Genomic DNA, 17,199 nt, shown 5'->3' with positions numbered 1-17,199 from the left:
TGCTGAACGTAAGCAACCCGCCACCCAAACCGACTGCAGTAGCTGACTTGAGGAGTGTTCGACGATCGATACTCGCTGGTTCGCTTTCGACTGAATCGTTCTGTGTCATACCGTTATGCCTATCTTCACCCGATGTTGGACTACTGTCTCTCCACCACACTCGACTGACAATCTTGAACTATTTGGCCTCAATTGGGTGTGTGATAGTGTACAATCTAGAATACTATTGTAATATTTAAAGTATATACGAAGTTATCCGTTAATGTATTTGAATGCTTGAGTGTTGGTTCTTGGTGGTCTGCTGACCCGCACCGCCAGGTCAAAGAACAGATGAAGGGTCGATTATCCTCTCGCCGCCTGGCCGATAATTCGCTGTATCGTGGTGAGATGGGTTCTCGTGCCGTTCAAACAGATTACTCTTCGAGTTGCAGACGCAGGACTTCGACATTCAGACAGCGAACACATAACTGTGAAAGCCTAAATTAGGTAGAACTATCGTTCGCCAACTGGTGTCCACGTCCGCCCAGTCGCGCCCACGTAGTGTGCCCGCGGACGAATTACTCTATTATTTTCCAGTTGTTCGAGACAGTGCGCCATCCAGCCACCGACTCGCGACACGCCGAACGTCGCCGTGAACACGTCTTTCGGGATACCGAGGCCGTGAAGGAGCGCAGCGGTGTAAAACTCGACATTCGTCTCCAGTCGCCGGTCTGGCTTGTGCTCCGCCAAGATATCGACAGCGCACTCTTCGAGGTCTTGAACGGTCTCGAAGAACTCCGTATTCGAACTCGCCTCGTAGAAGCGCTCGGCGGCCGTCGAGAGCACCGCTGCGCGTGGGTCCCGAACGCGGTACACGCGGTGGCCGAACCCCATTAGGCGTTCGCCACGCTCCAGCGTCTCGCGGACGTACCCCTCTGGTTCCCCGGATTCGTGGACTTCTTTGAACATGTCGAGGACAGGTCCCGGAGCGCCGCCGTGGAGTGGCCCCTTGAGTGTCCCGACGGCGGCGGTGGCTGCCGATACGAGATCTGACTCCGTCGAAACCACGACTCTCGCAGTAAATGTCGAGGCGTTCACCCCGTGGTCTACAACCGTGTTGAGGTACGTTTCTAACCCACGGATGGCGGCGTCGGTCGGCTCCTCACCGCTCAGCATGTAGAGATAATTTGCGGCGTGTCCCAAATCTTCGCGCGGTGCGACCGGCTTCTTCCCCTGCCGATATCGCCAGTACGCGGCTACAATCGTCGGGAAGGCGGCGATTACTCGCTGCGCATCGTCCTGTGGGGTGCCATCTTCGGTCCCGATGGTTGCTGTCGCAGCGCCCATCCGAAGGGCATCCATCGCGGGTTTTTCTTCTTCGGCAGCACGCCGGAGCACCGCCCGTACTTCGTCGCTAATCTCCCGGCGGGCCGCGAGTTTGGCTCGGAGGTTGGCGAGTTCTCTATCGGTTGGGAGTCGGCCGTTCAAGAGGAGGAAGATACTTTCCTCGTAGGTCGCGTTTGTTGCAAGCTCTTCGATGGGGTACCCACCAATCACAAGTTCGCCACTTTCGCCATCGATGTCGCTAATTCGAGTCTCTGCAACTGTGATCCCCTCTAGTCCTTGGTTCGTGGTGTTATCGCTCATTGATTATTTTGTGTGAATTTGTGATTCGGCTGGACGCTGTCGTTAGATTATTGTGAAACCGGTGCCGGCGTTTCTGACTTCCACTCCTTCGAACCGATGTTGGTTGACCGCGCCAGCAGACGCTGACATTGCTAGCGTGGTTCCTGTACATCGTTGTCTATTGATAGATGGCCTCGAACCATATTCTTTCTGAGAACACCAATTCTCACAACTAGTTGATGACTATGCGTTGCTCACAGGGTGGACAGCATATCGGAGACCCCTCGCGACTCGTCCTATTGTGAGTGTGTTGAGGCTACTTCGGTGTATGTCACCGAGAAGTTGATTTCCCCACACTGAACACACGGTGACAATGTGACACAGTTTCTATTCCGTTTTGATTAGCATATTCGATCAGAAGTCACAAATTGTCTCATAGATACAATTTCGTATGGAAAATTTCAACCCCAAATCTGTTGACGGCACTGCTCCGAATCCCGATACGCCGCAGGCGGTGCTCTCGAATTACCTCGACGAACACGATTACGAGATTTTCCGTGCGCTCAACGAGAATGGGAGGATCTCCGACACTGAACTTGCAGAACGGGTCGGACTCTCTCGAACAGCAGTCCGCCGCCGCCGAGAGAAACTCCAGGAAAGCGATGTACTCGAAATCCTCGCAGTAATTGTGCTTCAAGAGGCAGACCTCGTAACTGCGCAAGTTCTTGTCACGTTCGACCAGCACGTGTCATCTGATGTCAGAAAAGAGTTTATTACGAAACTCATCGATGAGGGTCTCATTTACAATGCGAGTTCTTGTCTCGGTGAGTACGACCTCGTATTTAGCACTTGGCACGCGGATTTGAACTCACTCAAAGAGTACGTTTGGGACCTCTTCGATGGAGAACAGATCGTCGACGATTATACGATGATTCCACTGGTGAAGACGTGGAAAGCGTGGGATAAAGAACTGGACCGACCCTAATTCGATTTGGGTTCTATATGGGAGTAGACCTTGTTATTTAGAAATTGACCATAATATCTAGAAGTCGCCCTTGATAATGTCTGCAACGCGTTGGCGATCAAACAACTGTTCGTCTGCGGGAATCTCCGGGTACGGCCCTTCAGTGTAGGTCGGCCACTCCCCGAAAATGTCGGGATAGAGTTGCTTTGCCGCCATCTCAAGTTGAAAGAGGTTCATGAGTGGCCCCTGGTTGCGTCCGCCCTGTGTGTAGATACGGTCGTTCTGAACGGCTGAGAGTGACTTCGTCGTCGGATTACTCTTTAGACGGTCGCGTACCTTCGTCACGTGTCTATATTCGGACATCCCGGCGAGACAGAGGATGACATCCGGGTCGGCCTCGATGAGCGCCTCGAAGTCGACGGACGACTCAGTTTGTACATCCGCGAAGACATCTGCCGCGCCAAGCGGTCGGGTGTGGGCCGTCAGGAAACCCGGGCCGTTTAGCGCATACACGTACATGCTGTCTTCTGACTGTGCGAAAATGACCATCGCCGCTGTCGGACGCTGGTCTTCGGGCGGGAGGTTTCCCTCGATAGTCGAGAGCACTTGAGCATGCACATCAGCGAGTGCCTCGTATCGCGCCTCCGCTTGGAAGACTTGTGCGACTTTTTCGAAAATCTCCCAGAGTGTGTAGTACTGGTACCCCTCGGCCCAACCTGCCGGTGGTTCTTTGTTGGCGCTGCTGAGTGTGTTCCCGAACCACGGGGCGACATTCTCAGTGATTTCTTCGATATCGTCGGTACTCCACCCCTGCATGGTCGTCATGTAGGCAGGGTCGGCGAGGTGAAGGTCACTGTCGAGTTCGTAGAGTAACTCTTTGCTCGGGTTCCACGACCCGGGGAGACCGGCCCAATCGACAGAAACACCATCGAGGCGTTCGAGAAACTTGTTCCATATCTCGTCGTTGTATCCGGGGCTGTACAGCATCGACGTGACGGCGTCGCCGTGTCCGACTGCAGTCGCCATATCAGCATGATGTGGGAGGACTGTGAAGACACTCTCCGGCGGTTGCTCGAACGTAACCTCACCGGCGGGCGACATCGTCACCGAGTACGACGTCTCTTTGGCGGTTTCGGCCACTGTAACAGACCCGGATGTTGTCTCTGTTGGTGTTGAGGATTCGCCGCTCCCCGTACAGCCAGTAAGTATCCCCACACCAATGACTGTCCCACCGTACTTCACATAGTCGCGTCGTGTTATTGAATTGTCACGAATTGTCTCACGTTCCACGATATTTAGGCCGGCCTAAATTAATAAAATTGTTTCGATTATTAGGCTGGCCAAAAACTATCCCTTGTTAGTATAGTCTACCGTAACCTGGATGGCTTGTGTGTCAAATCTGGGAGAACATACGCTAGTTCGGCAGTGATATCACGAATTAGTTCCAAGACAGCATATGGATATCGACGTCACCCTTTCACAGGTCAACCCAACCACAGGAGACATCAAGGGGAACACCGACCGCATCGTCGATAGCCTTGAGAGGGCCGAACAGGACGGTTCAGACGTCGTCGTTTTTCCAGAGATGGCAATTACGGGTTACTGTATCCGGGACCTCATCGAAGACGAAACGTTCGTCGACGAAAACCGACGCGCACTCGATTACATCCGCCGGCGAACCGGTGACACGGCTGTCGTCGTAGGTGTCATCGACAGAGACGACCGTGGCGTATACAATGCCGCTGCCGTCCTCCAGAACGGCACTGTCAGGGGAATCGCCCGGAAAGTTCTGCTCCCGAACTATCGATACTTCGACGACGAGCGCTATTTCGAGGCTGGAGAAGACATCAGTCCCATCCAGATTGCAGTCAATGGGGAACAGATGGACCTCGGCGTCACCGTCTGTGAAGACATGTGGGATGAGGAATACGACCGCCAGCCTATTACGGAACTCGCGGACGCGGGCGCTGACCTACTCATCAACATCAACGCATCGCCATTCGAAGCGGGAAAGCGACAGACCCGCCACGAGATTATCCAGCGACACATCGAGCAGACGGGACTCCCACTCATCTACGTGAATACGGTTGGCGTCGCTGATGTGGAGAAGAACATCCTCGTCTTCGACGGCGATAGTCTGGCCTATGCCGCAGACGGCACACTCCTTGCGAAAGCGGCCCAGTTCACCGAAGACAGCGTCCACGTCACGGTGAGTCAAGACGACGCCGTGCTCTCCCAGTCCCGCTCTCAGTCCCAGTCCCGCTCTCAGTCCCAGTCCCGCTCTCAGTCTGACTCCCATTCCCAATACACGCCGACGACTATCTCGACGGAGCGCCGGGAAAAAGAACTGTACGATGCACTCGTTATGGGTGTTCGTGATTATGCTCGCAAAACCGGCTTCGAGAAAATCCTCGAACCAATCTCTGGTGGCATCGATTCGTCACTCGGATTGGCAGTCTGTGTCGACGCACTCGGGCCGGAGAATGTAATTGCGTTCAACCTCCCCTCGGCGGTCAACACAGAGACCACGAAGAGCATTGCCAAGGTACTCGCGGCTAATTTTGGTGTCGAATACCGAACCATTCCGGTTCAGTCCATTTACGACGAGATTCTGGACACCTACGAGAAGCACTACGACGATATCGACTCCGAAACGGCAAAAGAGAACGTGTATGCACGCGTTCGTGGGCTACTCATGATGTTGGTAGCGAACGACTCGCCAGCAGATGAGTCCGCGATGTTGGTTTCGAACGGCAACGAGACTGAGATGGCTCTCGGGTACGTAACCCTGTACGGCGACATGGATGGTGGCCTCGATATCTTGGGCGACCTCTCGAAGATGGAAGTCTACGACGTCGCTCGATACGTCAACGAGCGGCACGGAGAAGAGCTGATTCCAGCGGAGACGTTCGAAATCGAGCCATCGGCCGAACTCGCAGCGGACCAGGTCGACCCGTTCGATTACTCGACGGTCGCACCACTCGTCGACGACTTGCTCGAAAACCGTATGGACCCTGCTGAACTCGTCGCGCAGTTCGAAACCGAGGAACTCGACTCCGAACGATATCGCGACCGCCAGGGCCGTTCCGTCTACGACCGATACACCATAGAAGCGTTCGAAGAGACCGTTTACGACACCTACAACCGACTCACGCGCTCGACGTTCAAACGCGTCCAGGCACCACCGATTATCGCTGTCAGCTCCCGAGCGTTCGGCACCGACTTTCGCGAACCGATTATCAACAAGTGGGACGGAAGACCGCTCGATTGGGATGAAGTTGGTTGATATCTTTCCCGGACTGATGCGCGAGGTGTCGGCTGAGTAGACACAGTGCTATCGACGGCGCAGCGGAGTTTGCGGTTGTGAATCCACGACGGAGTACGATTTTCGACACGGGTCGGATCCCGTTGGTGATGTCACTGCCTACAAGTACTGACAATACGTATTTATCTTACAAAAGTGTCACACCGTGTTTCCAAAACACGGCAAACGGTCTTACCATTTTGTAGCAGTCCGATTCCACCATCAATTGTTATGGTTCCAACAAATAGGCGAACGTTGCTGCGCGGACTAGCAGTAACAGGTCTCGGTGGACTCGTCGGCTATACCGGTTCGACGGCCGCGAGTGACTCCGATTCAGATGCCAAGGGAACGCCCTCCAACGAAACCGCAGAGCAGATGACCGAAAATCAAAACGAGTCGTTGGACGCTTGGCGTCGTTCCGCGAACGACTCGTACGCGGTTCGACTCCGAGACTACCGGTTCGATGACCCTCCGACGGTGTACCTCGGTACTTGGGGTACGAACTCGTTTTCGCCAGCCGCGGTGAAGGTTCTGCCCGGTACCACGGTCACATGGAAGTGGACCGACGAAGAGACGGCGTACAACGTCGTCGCTACGGACGGAACGTTCGACAGTGGGAAACCGGTTGCAAACAAGGGCTCGACGTTCCAGTACACCTTTGAGGAGGAAGGAAACTATCGATACGTCTCCGAACCCCACGCCGAGATTGGGATGAAAGGCCTCGTTGTCGTCGAGTCCATTGCACGAAGCGAGTACCCGAAAGTCGACAAATGGTTAGCCGATACCAGTAACTACGACGGGTCGGTGCTCGACCGGACGACTTCGAGTTCGGTTGACGTCACCGTCGGTGCGAGAGGGAACGCTTCGGACCTCGCATTCGACCCGGCCGCCATTAAAATCTCGCCGGGAACGACTATCAACTGGATTTGGAGTGGGAAGGGTGGAATGCACAGTATCCGCTTCAAAGAGGAGGACTTCGGCACGGACGCCCCAAAGTCCGACCCCGGCAAACACTTCGAACACACGTTTACCGAAACCGGCATCTACCGGTATGAGTGTGGCCCGCACACGGCGCTCGGTGGACGCGGTGCTATCATCGTAGAGTAAGCTCGGCTGTGTTGTTATTTTTAGAACCCCGATAAATAGAGCGATCAGGTTTATCACTTCTTTCTGAATTCGTAATACCCTCCAATTAGAAGTGTCACATCGGCGGGAATCAGATTATTCTTTGACACCGAGAAACAGGAATGTTGTTCTGGACCCGTCTTAGAACCATCCAGTGCAGTCGGTTCTGCGGGGGAATCGGTACGCTCGAACCAAAGCACCACCGACTAGAAGTGCACTTGTGTTGCTCCGTGGGAGCGACTGTAGTACAACCGAATTGAAGTTGCACCCAAACCTCCAGCAAACCTGCTCATTGGTGTTATCTAGCCAACATCTTTATTGTGGTTTGTGATTATTAACTGACATGGTAGATGATAACCATGACCGTGTGAATCGTAGAGAAGTCCTCTCTGCAGTTGGAGGTCTCAGCATTGGGGCGATGCCTGGGATGTTTAACAACAACCTCGGTAAGGTTAGAGAGGAAGTTACACGATTCAATACCGTCGAAGGTATTGAACAATCGTTCGAAATCGTTGGAAATGACCTCTTAACGAAGATGAGACAGTCAGAGCTTGTCCATAGTGAGGTTGTTCCTTCGATTAGTGATTTCACTCTTATGAGTGCTGAAGAGTACTTCCAAGCCGAAGAAGGAACCTACGTCGAATCAATAGCCAAGGATAATCAGTTTACTACCCGGATAGAATATTCGAAAAATCTCCCCGAGGGTGAGGTGGTGATCAAATTATTCCCTCAGCTGGCGGAGGCTCAAGGAATTGTGGTGAATCCCACCGAAGTCTCTATCTTCAAGAGTCAGAGTGGAGGCACTTCCGAGAATAACTATAATCTCGAACTTGAACCACAGGCTTGTACTGGAAGTAACTGCTTACAGACGGAGCTCTGTAGATATACCTACACGAGGCATGAACAGACAGAACTGTTCTGTTGCTATCAAGACGGTGAAATAGTTGATTGCTGTTGGGGAAGTGTCAGGTACCATGGCTGTGGTGTCCCCGATTGCGACACGCCTAACTGTGGTGATTATTGCCATGGAACTTGTGGGTGATATGATATAAACAGCGGCCTGTCTAGTTAACAGCCTCCGCTGGCGGTCCATGTTCGACGCCGAAATTGTAGATTGACTGCTACTTCTTCGGGTAGGTCGGGTTGATTATCGAAGTTTCAAGTCTAAAACCCGACCTTTAGGGTGGGGGGATGTCAATTCGGCCGTAGTTGGGGGTAATTAGTCAATCTGTAGAACGTGCGTCTCTGGGGATTTCTCTGGCACCGCTCTCGAACCCGAGTTTTGCCACCCCTTGGGACATAGGCGGAGCACGTCGGATCTATTCCTGTCCGATATCGGATTTTCGGACCACCTCGAGTTGGTTCTCGATTAACTCGTAATATGTCCCACGAGAGTACCACTATCTGCCCTATCGTGCAGTTTCGGTAGCGAAGTGGGTAATCAAACGACACTCTGTACGGTGTCGAAGTCTACTCGCAGCAGACTTGTGGATGTTTAGTGTCTCTGCGAGTTCGGTGAGCGTACACGTTTTGGGGTCGTCGTAGAATCCTTGCTCGATGGCTGTCTCGATGAATTGCTGCTGTCGGTTCGTGAGTATTGTGGCAGTCTCGTGGGACTGGGACAAAGAGATTACCTGATACGGAACTTCCGCTGCCGTCAGTTCCTCCAAATAGTTAGCTAGGCTGTCGTGACCGGCGGCAACGTGTACGGAAAACCATCCGTTTTGGAGAAGTGTCGGATAGATCGAGATGCAGCCGGATTCGTAGAGCGGATCGTAGACCTTCGAACGCCGAGTGAGGAACTGGAGAAGTACGACCTGCGAGTCCGCATGAAGGACTTCCACGTTAGCTACCTCGGGTGTCGTTTCGAATTCCTGGATGATATCGCCACCGTCGGGTGTTTGGACTTCGAGCGTGACCAGCGCGCCTTCATCACGGAGTTGCGTCGCCAGAAGTCGGAACTCATCGGTCGGAAACCCCGTTGAGAGTTCCGCGAGCCACCCTCCAACCTCCTCCCCGTTCAGCTTGATTTTCAGGTGCGGCATTGACAGCATCTATTCTCCAACTATATTTAAAAGCAGCAACATGTATCCAATCAATCCTACGCTAACCGAGGCTCTCTATCTCTACTGTGGTCGAAATGAAACAACACTCAACGACCGATTCCCGTATTCGGGGAGGAACGGCTCAATGACGACCGGTTCGCTTACGCCGCAGGAACGGGAGAACGAGCGCATCGCACGTCGCATTCCGGAAGATGTCTTCGGTGACGGCAACCTCGACTTGCTCGACGACCTGTACGCGCCGAACGCCGTCGATTACAATCCGTTCGGGTCTCAGGAGGGATTAGAAGCGATTCGAGAATCCTACGAGTCGTTCCTTTCAGCGTTCCCCGACGTCACGCAAACGGTTGAGCACAGTGTCGTTCACGGCGACATGGTCGTTCTCCATATCACAAGCCGAGGGACGCACGAGGGAATCCTCTGGGGCATCGAACCAACAGGAAAGGAGATGGAGGTTCAACAGATGGCGTTCGTCCGCATCGAAGACGGGTTGATTGCCGAGCGATGGTTCCTCTCGGATAACCTGATGCTGCTTCAGCAACTCGGTGTTATCGACTTCCCTCCCGAATAGCGATTTCGCCCGGATGCCCCTACACAGGGGCATTGAGGGAGATGAGGGTTCGTGTGGGCCGTCTTACCAATGCAGATATGGTTGGGGTCAAACTCCGTGGTAACTGACTTCAGGACTACTGTAGAAGGCAGGCATGTAGCCAAATAATCGGTTGAACTGGTGTTCCTTGCACCACATCAGTCTCGTACGAAAACATCGTCAGAGGATGATGGGGATGCCAATTCAGAAGCAGTCAACAATCATCCGAAAATAAGGAACACGGGACAGTGCCGTCGCTCAGGAGTCAGCGGACACAGAGCGGTTCAGCGTTAGTCTGGCGGGTCGAGACCGTAGTATTTCTTCGCAACGGTCAGGAACTGGTTCGCGTCCACACGCGGCGCGTACGTCGAGTTTTCGCCCTCGATTGCGAGATTCACCAGCAAGTCCACGAGTCGCCAGACGTTGTACAGCACACACGCGAACACGAAATTGAAGAACCGATACGTATGGCGCTTACTCGTCGTGCGGACGCGGAACGTCTTGATTTGCTTGTATCCGTTCTCGATGCCCCAACGGTGGCGGTAGCGGCGAACCATCCGCTCAACTATATGGATGCGTTCGATCTCGCTATCCTCGTCATTCAACGTCACGCTGGGGTGGTTTGTCTCGAACAGCGCGTACGCCTGCGCATCCTCCTTACTCCCCACGGGCGGCTCACTTGCCTCCTCTTCTCGGAGTTCCTTCGTGAGGGTACTGAACCCGTGCTGGGCGTCATCCTCACCCAGTTCCATACCGAAGTCAGCGAGTTCGTTACGCATTTGCTCGCGGATGTCCGCTCTCTCCTCCGTTTCACGGCCCTTATCTTCGTCTTCCGTCTCGGGGTCGTCGCTCGTACTCGACGGGAGGTACATCCGCTTGCGAGTCGGGCCGCCTGAGACCGTTTCCTCTTCGATGTGAACTGTCTTCTCGGCACGACGGAGCCGGGTACAGGTTGCCTTCCCTGATTGATGTTTCCGTGCGCCGTTCAGATAGTAGACACCATGCTTGTCGCAGGCGTTCTTCACACCATCATTATCGAACTCTCTGTCCATCATCACGAGTTCGATGTCGTCCACGAGGTTGAGCGCGTTCTCCAGTAGGCTGTCCACGATGTCGGCTCGCTTCATCCCACGTTTGACTGGAATCGCGTCTAGCACGAGCGGGATGTCATAGCCGACAATTTGGATGGTGGCCCACTGATAATACACTTCACCATCTTTGTAGCCGAGAATCCAATCTTCCGTGATGTTGTTGCCCCCGTCGCGCTCGATTTTGCCCGCCCACGGGTTGCCCTTCGTGATGTCGATTGCGGCCACGAGTTTGCCGACGAGTTCGGCGTTGTGCCGAGCGCGGGCGATGAGCATCCGGGTGGTCTCGTGGAGCATCGAGCGCGTCTCCTCAACGGTGAGTTTCCCAATCTGATAGCGGTGGTTCGACGCACTCGGGGTGCGGTCGCGCTGGGTGTCGATATAGAAGGAGTGCTGGCCGCTCTGAGCGTACATGTTCTCGCGCATCCCCACGAACGGTTTGGCCTGTTGCCAGACCTCCTTGGTCTTCTCCGCGACGAGTCGCTGTTCGCTCCGCTTTGAGGAGATGTCGCGTTCCTCGGGCCGAAACACGGGGTCGGGGGCGGGAATGCCTTGTTCGCGGGCAAAGTCAAGGGCTTCCTCGGTGGCCGTCCGCACAAATTCGCGCTGCACGTCGGTGAACTCCTTGTTCCACATCTCCCAGAGCCGCGACTGACTCGGCGCTCCGCTCGTGTCGCGGTTGTGCGCGACGGGAAAGCCAAAGTCACGGCAGATGTTGGGGAATGAGTGGAGGAAGTAGCGGAGGAACCCTTCGCGGCAGTCCCACGCGAGCCGGAGCTATGAGCCTTCACCCACGCGTAAAACGACGTAGTATTCCGATGCCAGTCCACACGGGCATCACCGTAGGTTTCGTCGCGGAAGAAGGCATTTCGTAGGACTTCGACGAAATTGGGCTTCTCGGCGTAGTGGGTGAGGAAGTGGATACTCCCGTTGTAGGTCTCGTCGTTGACGGTGAACGTGAAGTCCCTGTCGTGGTCGAACGGTGATTCAGTAGGTTGAATAACCGACACTACTGGGTAGCACGAGAAATGGATTATATATAATCTTGGAGGTTTTCGAGGTGGAAGGCCCCTGTGGGTGCGTCTATTGCTGAACCAGAGAATTGTCGGGGTATCCTGCCCGTCGCCGCGCATCCTGCCGCTCGCTCTCTGTCAGGCGGTACTGTTCCAACTCTTCTTCGAGCGGGCCGAGTGCCCTACGACGTTCTTGATGTGCTTCGAGGAAGTTCGCAATATTCTCTGCCGCCATCTCTTTGAGTTCACCACTCAGGAGCGACCCTTGTTGATACTCGCGTGCAAGCCGTTCCACCTGCTCATCACTTTCTTCAAAGAAGTAGTACAAGAACTGATACGAGACATCCACCTCGGGATTCCCTCCCTGTTCTCGATGTTCTTTGAGACTAGTCTGTCCACCAGAGTAAGCGTGAGTACGGATTTTGTCGAAGACCGTCTCCCGGTCATCTGAAAGGAGGATGCTCGGTGCGTCGTCGGACGAACTCATCTTCCCCGGCCCTTCGAGGCTCGGGAGGAACTTTGAGAGCAAGGCACCGGGCTTGGCCACGTCATACCGTTGCTTGGCCGCGATGTCACGGCAGACTCGAACGTGGGGGTCTTGGTCAACTGCAATCGGGACGAGCGTCGGATGGCGACCCTCCACAAGTTGTGGTAAGAGGAGGTGTGTGGCTTGGACAGCAGGGTAGAACGAGAGACCGATATTCTCGGGCTCTCCATATGTTGCGTCCACGGTCGATTGCGTCACTTCCTTGGCAAACGCAGTTGCTAAAGGATACACCACGTCAGCGTCAGCCGTGTCTACGATGATTCGGGTTCGCTCGGGGTCGAACCCAACCGCGAGAAGGTCAAGGAGGTTCTCGCGGGTGTAGTCGCTAATCTCGCCCAGCGATTTGTCTTTTAGGAAGTATTTCTCGTCGTCGGAGAAGGGGATGTAGACGAGAGTTCCCGTCTGGTCTTGCAGATACTTAGCGAAGTAGAACGGGAAGATGTGACCGATGTGCATCGGCCCTGAGGGGCCCCGTCCCGTCACGATGGAGTGTGGTTTACCTTCGTTGGCGGCATCAAGGAATGGGTCTACATCTCGCTCTGCATAGAACACGTCACGGCGCACGAGCGGATGGCCGGGGTCGGGAAACTTCGCCTTCTGTTCGGCAGTGAGGGCATCAGCCCCGAACTTGTCGAGGAGTCGGTCGTAGTCGATGTCGCCTTCGACGGCGTATGGCGTTACGGTGAAGTCGTCTTCTGCTGGCATATGTGTTTGATGGTTGTAGTTACTTTGGAGGCGATGCGATTGAGAAAGCGAGTGAGCATCGCGGTCGAATCTGCCGGGTTAAGCCCGTCCGACCCTAAACCGCGATACTGTCCACTTCCCGAAACGCGTGCCAACGCCAGCAATTGGCGTGGGAAGTGGACACCATATTGACATCGACGAGATTGCTCCCCTTATAGGTTCTGTTCCTCTACTTGTCTCGCAATCAGCAAACCAGTCCAACCGATTATTCTTGACGTGCCTGTCTTCTGACCACTGGAATAGATATAGCAATATTCAGTTTACCATCGTCTGCTCGGCTCCCACCTCAACCCCATCTGCCTCCGATTCGAACACTGCAGCTAACTTCTCTCGCATCGCCTGCCGGCGGAACGACCGGCGGCGCTCCTCTGAAAGGTAGTTCGACATGACGACGCTGGCGCTTTTCGACCCTTGGTCGGCGGCGACACCCTCCAACTGCGCCAGCATGTCGTCGACTGCTTCCTGATACGCCGTGTACCAGAACCGGCGGCAGAGCTTCGCTGTGGGTACTTTCCCGTCGACGGTCACGCCCGCCTCGCTAGCGAGGCGTTTGAACCGGCGGTTGACCGTTTCGCGGGCGATGTGTCCCGTCGAGGAACGCGACGAGGGAAAGAGCGCGCCGTTCCAGTCGTCGTCGGAGAGGTCGTCGGTTCGCGCCGCCACGGCATCGACACCGTAGAGCAGCGCGACCGTTCCGGGGCCGTTCTTTCGCTCCTCGAACGCGATGTGCGGGTCGTCACCGGTGAGGACGAGTTGCGAGGCGTCGAGCGATGCGAGTTCGTTCGGGCGGAGTCCCCACCCGGCGAGACCGAGGACGAGCAGGCGTTCTTCGAGGTCGTCGGCAACGCCGTACACCCTGCCGACCTGCTCGGCCGTCATGGTTCGGTTGTCCGGTTGCCCCTGCTCCCAGCGGAACTGCTTGGCGGCGTTCTCGACGGGGTTGTACCGCGCCCGACGGAAGTCGACAAGGTACTCGTAGAAGGCGCGGACCGTCTGGAGATATTTGAGTTTCGTCCCGTCGGTTGCGAGTTCGTCGTCGAACTCGTCGAGGACGTTGAGACAGCGGTCGATCTCGTCAGGTTCGGCGTCCCTGTCGTCCAGTCGAGAAAGCAGGTCGGCGGTCCCGTGGAGGTCGCGATAGGTGCGGGCGAACCGTGCGAGGTGGGTTCGACGGGTCGGAAGCGTCGAGTCGGCGAGTCCGCGCCGCGATTCGAGCATGTCGAGGTAGGATTCGAACGCTTCGACGGTGGCCTCGGCGTCGATGCCCCACTCGTAGCCCGCATCGGATTCGTCCTCACCGAGACCGACGACGTCGACGAAGAAGTCTCGCGGTGTGAGGTCGTGTTTCTCGCGCAGTGCGTAGGCGATACCCGACCAACCGTGGTCGGTGAGCCACTCGTAGGTGGGCACGTCGCGTGTCGGGTCCATTCCCTCGCGGTCCATCGCTGGCGCGACGGTATCCCAGTAGAACGCTTCCAGTTCGTCGAGTGACTTCCGAGACCAGTTCACCGTGGCTCACCTCGCCCGCTGGCTTCGCCGTGTCGCGTTCCGAGCACCATCGTTCTGGTTTCAGAGCATGTCGGAGAGGGATTAACGTTTTCTCTCGCCGCGTTCGGCCTGAAACATCATTCCCCTGAATATGAAGTGTTAGTTCACGTGAGTATGGTGGCCTGTGAATATATCTGGTTGACGCATCAATAGTATACGTACAACATGACCGATGGCAACGACGGTACTCCGGCGGGTAAAGCGATGCCCGAAGCCGATGCGCTCGTCTCGTCAGACCCATCCGTGGACGTTGGAGCCGCGGCTGACGAGGTGACTATCCTCGAAAGCGGGACCGAGTTAGAGCGAACAATCGGACTCCGCGGGGGCCTCGCTATCGGTATCGGGACGATGGTTGGTGCCGGAATCTTCGTCTTCCCCGGTCTCGCGGCGGGTGAAGCCGGTCCCGCAGCGGCCGTGTCCTTCGCAATCGGCGCTGTTATCGCCCTGCTCGTTGCGTTACCGACTTCCGAGTTGGCCACGGCGATGCCCAAAAGCGGGGGTGCGTACTACTTCGTCTCCCGTGGGATGGGGTCCACCTTCGGTGCTGTGGTTGGCATCGGACTCTGGTTGGGTCTCGTCTTCGCCTCGGCGTTTTATCTCGTCGGGTTCGCACAGTACGCGATTGCGGTGCTCGAAGAGATCGGTGTACCGGCGCTTCTCGTCGGTAATGTCTCGCTTGTGGCTGTGTTAGGTGTCGGGTTTGGTCTCGTATTGACCACACTCAGTATATTCGGGACCGAGAATACGACGAAACTACAGAACAGTATCGTGAGTCTCCTGTTGGGGATTCTCCTCGTCTTCCTCGTCTACGGGTCTCTCGACACGCTCGGCCTTTTTGGTCGCCAAACTGTCCCTGAGCAGTTCGTTCCCTACGGGACATTTAGTATCTTTACGACGGCGGCGCTGGTCTTCACCTCGTACCTCGGTTTCGCACAGGTAGCGACCGTCGCAGGCGAGATAACGAAACCGAGTCGAAATCTCCCGCTCGCGATGATTGGTTCCGTGCTCGTTGTGGGTGTTCTGTATGTCGTAACCATCTTGGTTTCGACGGGTGCGTTCGGCAGTGAGCAACTTGCCACCTTCGGGGAAACGGCAATCGTCGAGGTTGCCAGAGAATATCTCGGGTTCCCCGGTGCGGTCGCCATCCTCATCGCCGGACTCTTTGCGACGGTTTCGAGCGCCAACGCCTCTATCTTGAGTTCGTCTCGCGCGTTGTACGCACTGAGTCGTGACGCGCTGGTTCCGCCGCAGCTCGCGCGAATCAACCTTCGGTATGGGACGCCTCACCTCGCCCTTACGCTCGTCGGTGGCCCGACTGTCGTCCTCGTCGCCGTCGGCGAGACGGAAGTGCTCGCGGAGGTTGCGTCGTTTCTGCACCTCATCACGTACGGATTCATGTGTCTGGCGCTCATCGTGATTCGCCGGTCGAATCCCGACTGGTACGACCCGTCGTTCCGCGTTCCCGGATACCCGCTGGTGCCAATCCTCGGGGCTATTGCGAGTTTCGGCCTCGTTGCGTTCATGCAGCCTCTTTCGCAGATAGTTGGGGCAGTCGTCGCTCTCTCCGCCTTGGCGTGGTACTTCGCCTACGCACGCGATGTCCGTTTGAAGGGGGTGAGCGACGATGCGTGATGCTGGTAACGTTCGCGTGCTCGTTCCCGTCGCCGTGCTGGAGGGGCAGGTGATTCCGGACCAGGTGATACGCTTACTTTCGAGTGCGACAGTCGTTCTCTTGGCGTACCACGAAATTCCCGAACAGACGGCACCAGAGCAAGCGCGCGAACAGTTCGAACCCAAGGCTCGGACCGAACTCGAAGACCTCGTAGAGGCATTCGAAACCGAGGGAACTGCAGTCGAGACACATCTCGTGTTCACCCACGACTCCGGCCAGACAATCGAGCGGACCGCCACAGAAGCCGACTGTGACGCGGTGTTACTTTCGAACCCAGCCCCCACTCTTGACCGAATCATCGTCCCGGTCAAAGAACACATCAATATCGACACGATTAGCAAGGTCGTCGCGGGTCTCGGTCGGGGTCGGGATGTCGATATTACGCTGTTCCACGCCGTCGCTAACGACGAGGCCGTCCCGGACGGTGAAGCACTCCTCGACGAGGTCGTAAACGAACTTACCACCCTCGGTCTCGACCGTGACAAACTATCTCGCTCTGTTGTCGTCGCACAGAAGCCGCTTCAGGCACTTATCTCGGGTGCTGAAGACCACGACGTCGTCGTGATGGGTGAGGAGGAACCGACGATTCGTGGCCAGTTATTCGGTGAGACGTCCGAGCGCGTCGCAGAGCAAACTGTCGGTCCAGTGATTGTCGTTCGGCGACCGCTCGAACCTGACGAGACGGACGAGGTTGATGAGGCGGACGAGGCGGGCGAGATTGATGAGGCGGACGAGACGGACGAGATTGATGAGGCGGACGAGACGGACGAGATTGATGAGGCGGACAACACGGGATGAGATGGTTTTCATCAGCCAACTCTCTCAATGGTAATTCAAAATTCAGCAATACTACTCCCGGAGCTACCCATTGATCTATAACTGAGCCTGTCTGAAAATTTCTAAAATTTTTACAATTTTAGAAATTTTGAACATTTTA

Annotated in this window: 13 protein-coding genes; 7 read left to right on the top strand and 6 right to left on the bottom strand. The window is 55.5% G+C overall.

Going from position 1 to position 17,199, the window contains the following annotated elements; all coding sequences use genetic code 11:
• Nucleotides 1–492: 492 nt before the first annotated feature.
• Complete coding sequence (locus HFX_RS17600) at nt 493–1,626, bottom strand: citrate synthase/methylcitrate synthase (RefSeq protein WP_004060952.1); 1,134 nt, start codon at nt 1,624–1,626, stop codon at nt 493–495.
• A 430-nt stretch (nt 1,627–2,056) separates the two neighbouring features.
• Here HFX_RS17600 and HFX_RS17595 point away from each other — a divergent pair, with 430 nt between their 5' ends.
• Complete coding sequence (locus HFX_RS17595; protein WP_004060953.1) at nt 2,057–2,590, top strand: Lrp/AsnC family transcriptional regulator; 534 nt, start codon at nt 2,057–2,059, stop codon at nt 2,588–2,590.
• Nucleotides 2,591–2,647: 57 nt separating this feature from the next.
• Here HFX_RS17595 and HFX_RS17590 read toward each other — a convergent pair whose 3' ends face one another.
• Nucleotides 2,648–3,859: an ABC transporter substrate-binding protein gene (locus tag HFX_RS17590; protein ID WP_014732776.1), complete on the bottom strand. Its 1,212-nt coding sequence runs from the start codon at nt 3,857–3,859 to the stop codon at nt 2,648–2,650.
• A gap of 166 nt (nt 3,860–4,025) precedes the next feature.
• Between HFX_RS17590 and HFX_RS17585 the strand changes: the two genes are divergently transcribed.
• From HFX_RS17585 to HFX_RS17575, 3 genes are all read left to right on the top strand, one after another.
• Nucleotides 4,026–5,855 (top strand): NAD+ synthase, encoded by a 1,830-nt coding sequence (locus HFX_RS17585; protein ID WP_004060955.1) that lies wholly within the window; start codon nt 4,026–4,028, stop codon nt 5,853–5,855.
• Nucleotides 5,856–6,128: 273 nt separating this feature from the next.
• The gene (locus HFX_RS17580; protein WP_231512968.1) at nt 6,129–6,980 is read left to right on the top strand and encodes a halocyanin domain-containing protein; all 852 of its coding nucleotides are present in this window, start codon (nt 6,129–6,131) and stop codon (nt 6,978–6,980) included.
• A 361-nt stretch (nt 6,981–7,341) separates the two neighbouring features.
• On the top strand, nt 7,342–8,040 hold the full coding sequence (locus tag HFX_RS17575; RefSeq protein ID WP_014732775.1) for a hypothetical protein: 699 nt from the start codon (nt 7,342–7,344) through the stop codon (nt 8,038–8,040).
• 367 nt (nt 8,041–8,407) lie between these two features.
• Here the strand turns inward: HFX_RS17575 and HFX_RS17570 are convergent, their stop codons facing one another.
• Nucleotides 8,408–9,043: a helix-turn-helix domain-containing protein gene (locus HFX_RS17570; RefSeq protein WP_004060958.1), complete on the bottom strand. Its 636-nt coding sequence runs from the start codon at nt 9,041–9,043 to the stop codon at nt 8,408–8,410.
• 145 nt (nt 9,044–9,188) lie between these two features.
• On the opposite strand from HFX_RS17570, the gene HFX_RS17565 reads away from it, so the two are divergent.
• A complete protein-coding gene (locus HFX_RS17565) occupies nt 9,189–9,632 on the top strand; it encodes an ester cyclase (RefSeq protein WP_004060959.1) in 444 nt (147 codons plus the stop codon).
• Between the two features lie 308 nt (nt 9,633–9,940).
• Here HFX_RS17565 and HFX_RS17560 read toward each other — a convergent pair whose 3' ends face one another.
• The 3 genes from HFX_RS17560 to HFX_RS17550 all read right to left on the bottom strand — a co-directional run bounded on the left by HFX_RS17560 (nt 9,941) and on the right by HFX_RS17550 (nt 14,551).
• The gene (locus HFX_RS17560) at nt 9,941–11,350 is read right to left on the bottom strand and encodes a transposase (RefSeq protein WP_204365883.1); all 1,410 of its coding nucleotides are present in this window, start codon (nt 11,348–11,350) and stop codon (nt 9,941–9,943) included.
• Nucleotides 11,351–11,821: 471 nt separating this feature from the next.
• Entirely contained in the window at nt 11,822–13,003 is a 1,182-nt protein-coding gene (locus HFX_RS17555) for a tryptophan--tRNA ligase (protein WP_004060961.1), read from the bottom strand.
• A gap of 294 nt (nt 13,004–13,297) precedes the next feature.
• Complete coding sequence (locus HFX_RS17550; RefSeq protein WP_004060962.1) at nt 13,298–14,551, bottom strand: tyrosine-type recombinase/integrase; 1,254 nt, start codon at nt 14,549–14,551, stop codon at nt 13,298–13,300.
• A 204-nt stretch (nt 14,552–14,755) separates the two neighbouring features.
• Between HFX_RS17550 and HFX_RS17545 the strand changes: the two genes are divergently transcribed.
• Nucleotides 14,756–16,222: an APC family permease gene (locus HFX_RS17545; RefSeq protein ID WP_004060963.1), complete on the top strand. Its 1,467-nt coding sequence runs from the start codon at nt 14,756–14,758 to the stop codon at nt 16,220–16,222.
• Complete coding sequence (locus HFX_RS17540) at nt 16,215–17,060, top strand: universal stress protein (RefSeq protein ID WP_004060964.1); 846 nt, start codon at nt 16,215–16,217, stop codon at nt 17,058–17,060. The genes HFX_RS17545 and HFX_RS17540 overlap by 8 nt, the downstream gene beginning before the upstream one ends.
• The last annotated feature ends 139 nt before the right edge of the window (nt 17,061–17,199 follow it).

It is taken from the genome of Haloferax mediterranei ATCC 33500 (genome assembly GCF_000306765.2).
GTDB lineage: Archaea > Halobacteriota > Halobacteria > Halobacteriales > Haloferacaceae > Haloferax > Haloferax mediterranei.
The sequence above is the reverse complement of the archived record's forward strand: the minus strand, read 5'-3'. Positions and strand labels throughout refer to the sequence as shown.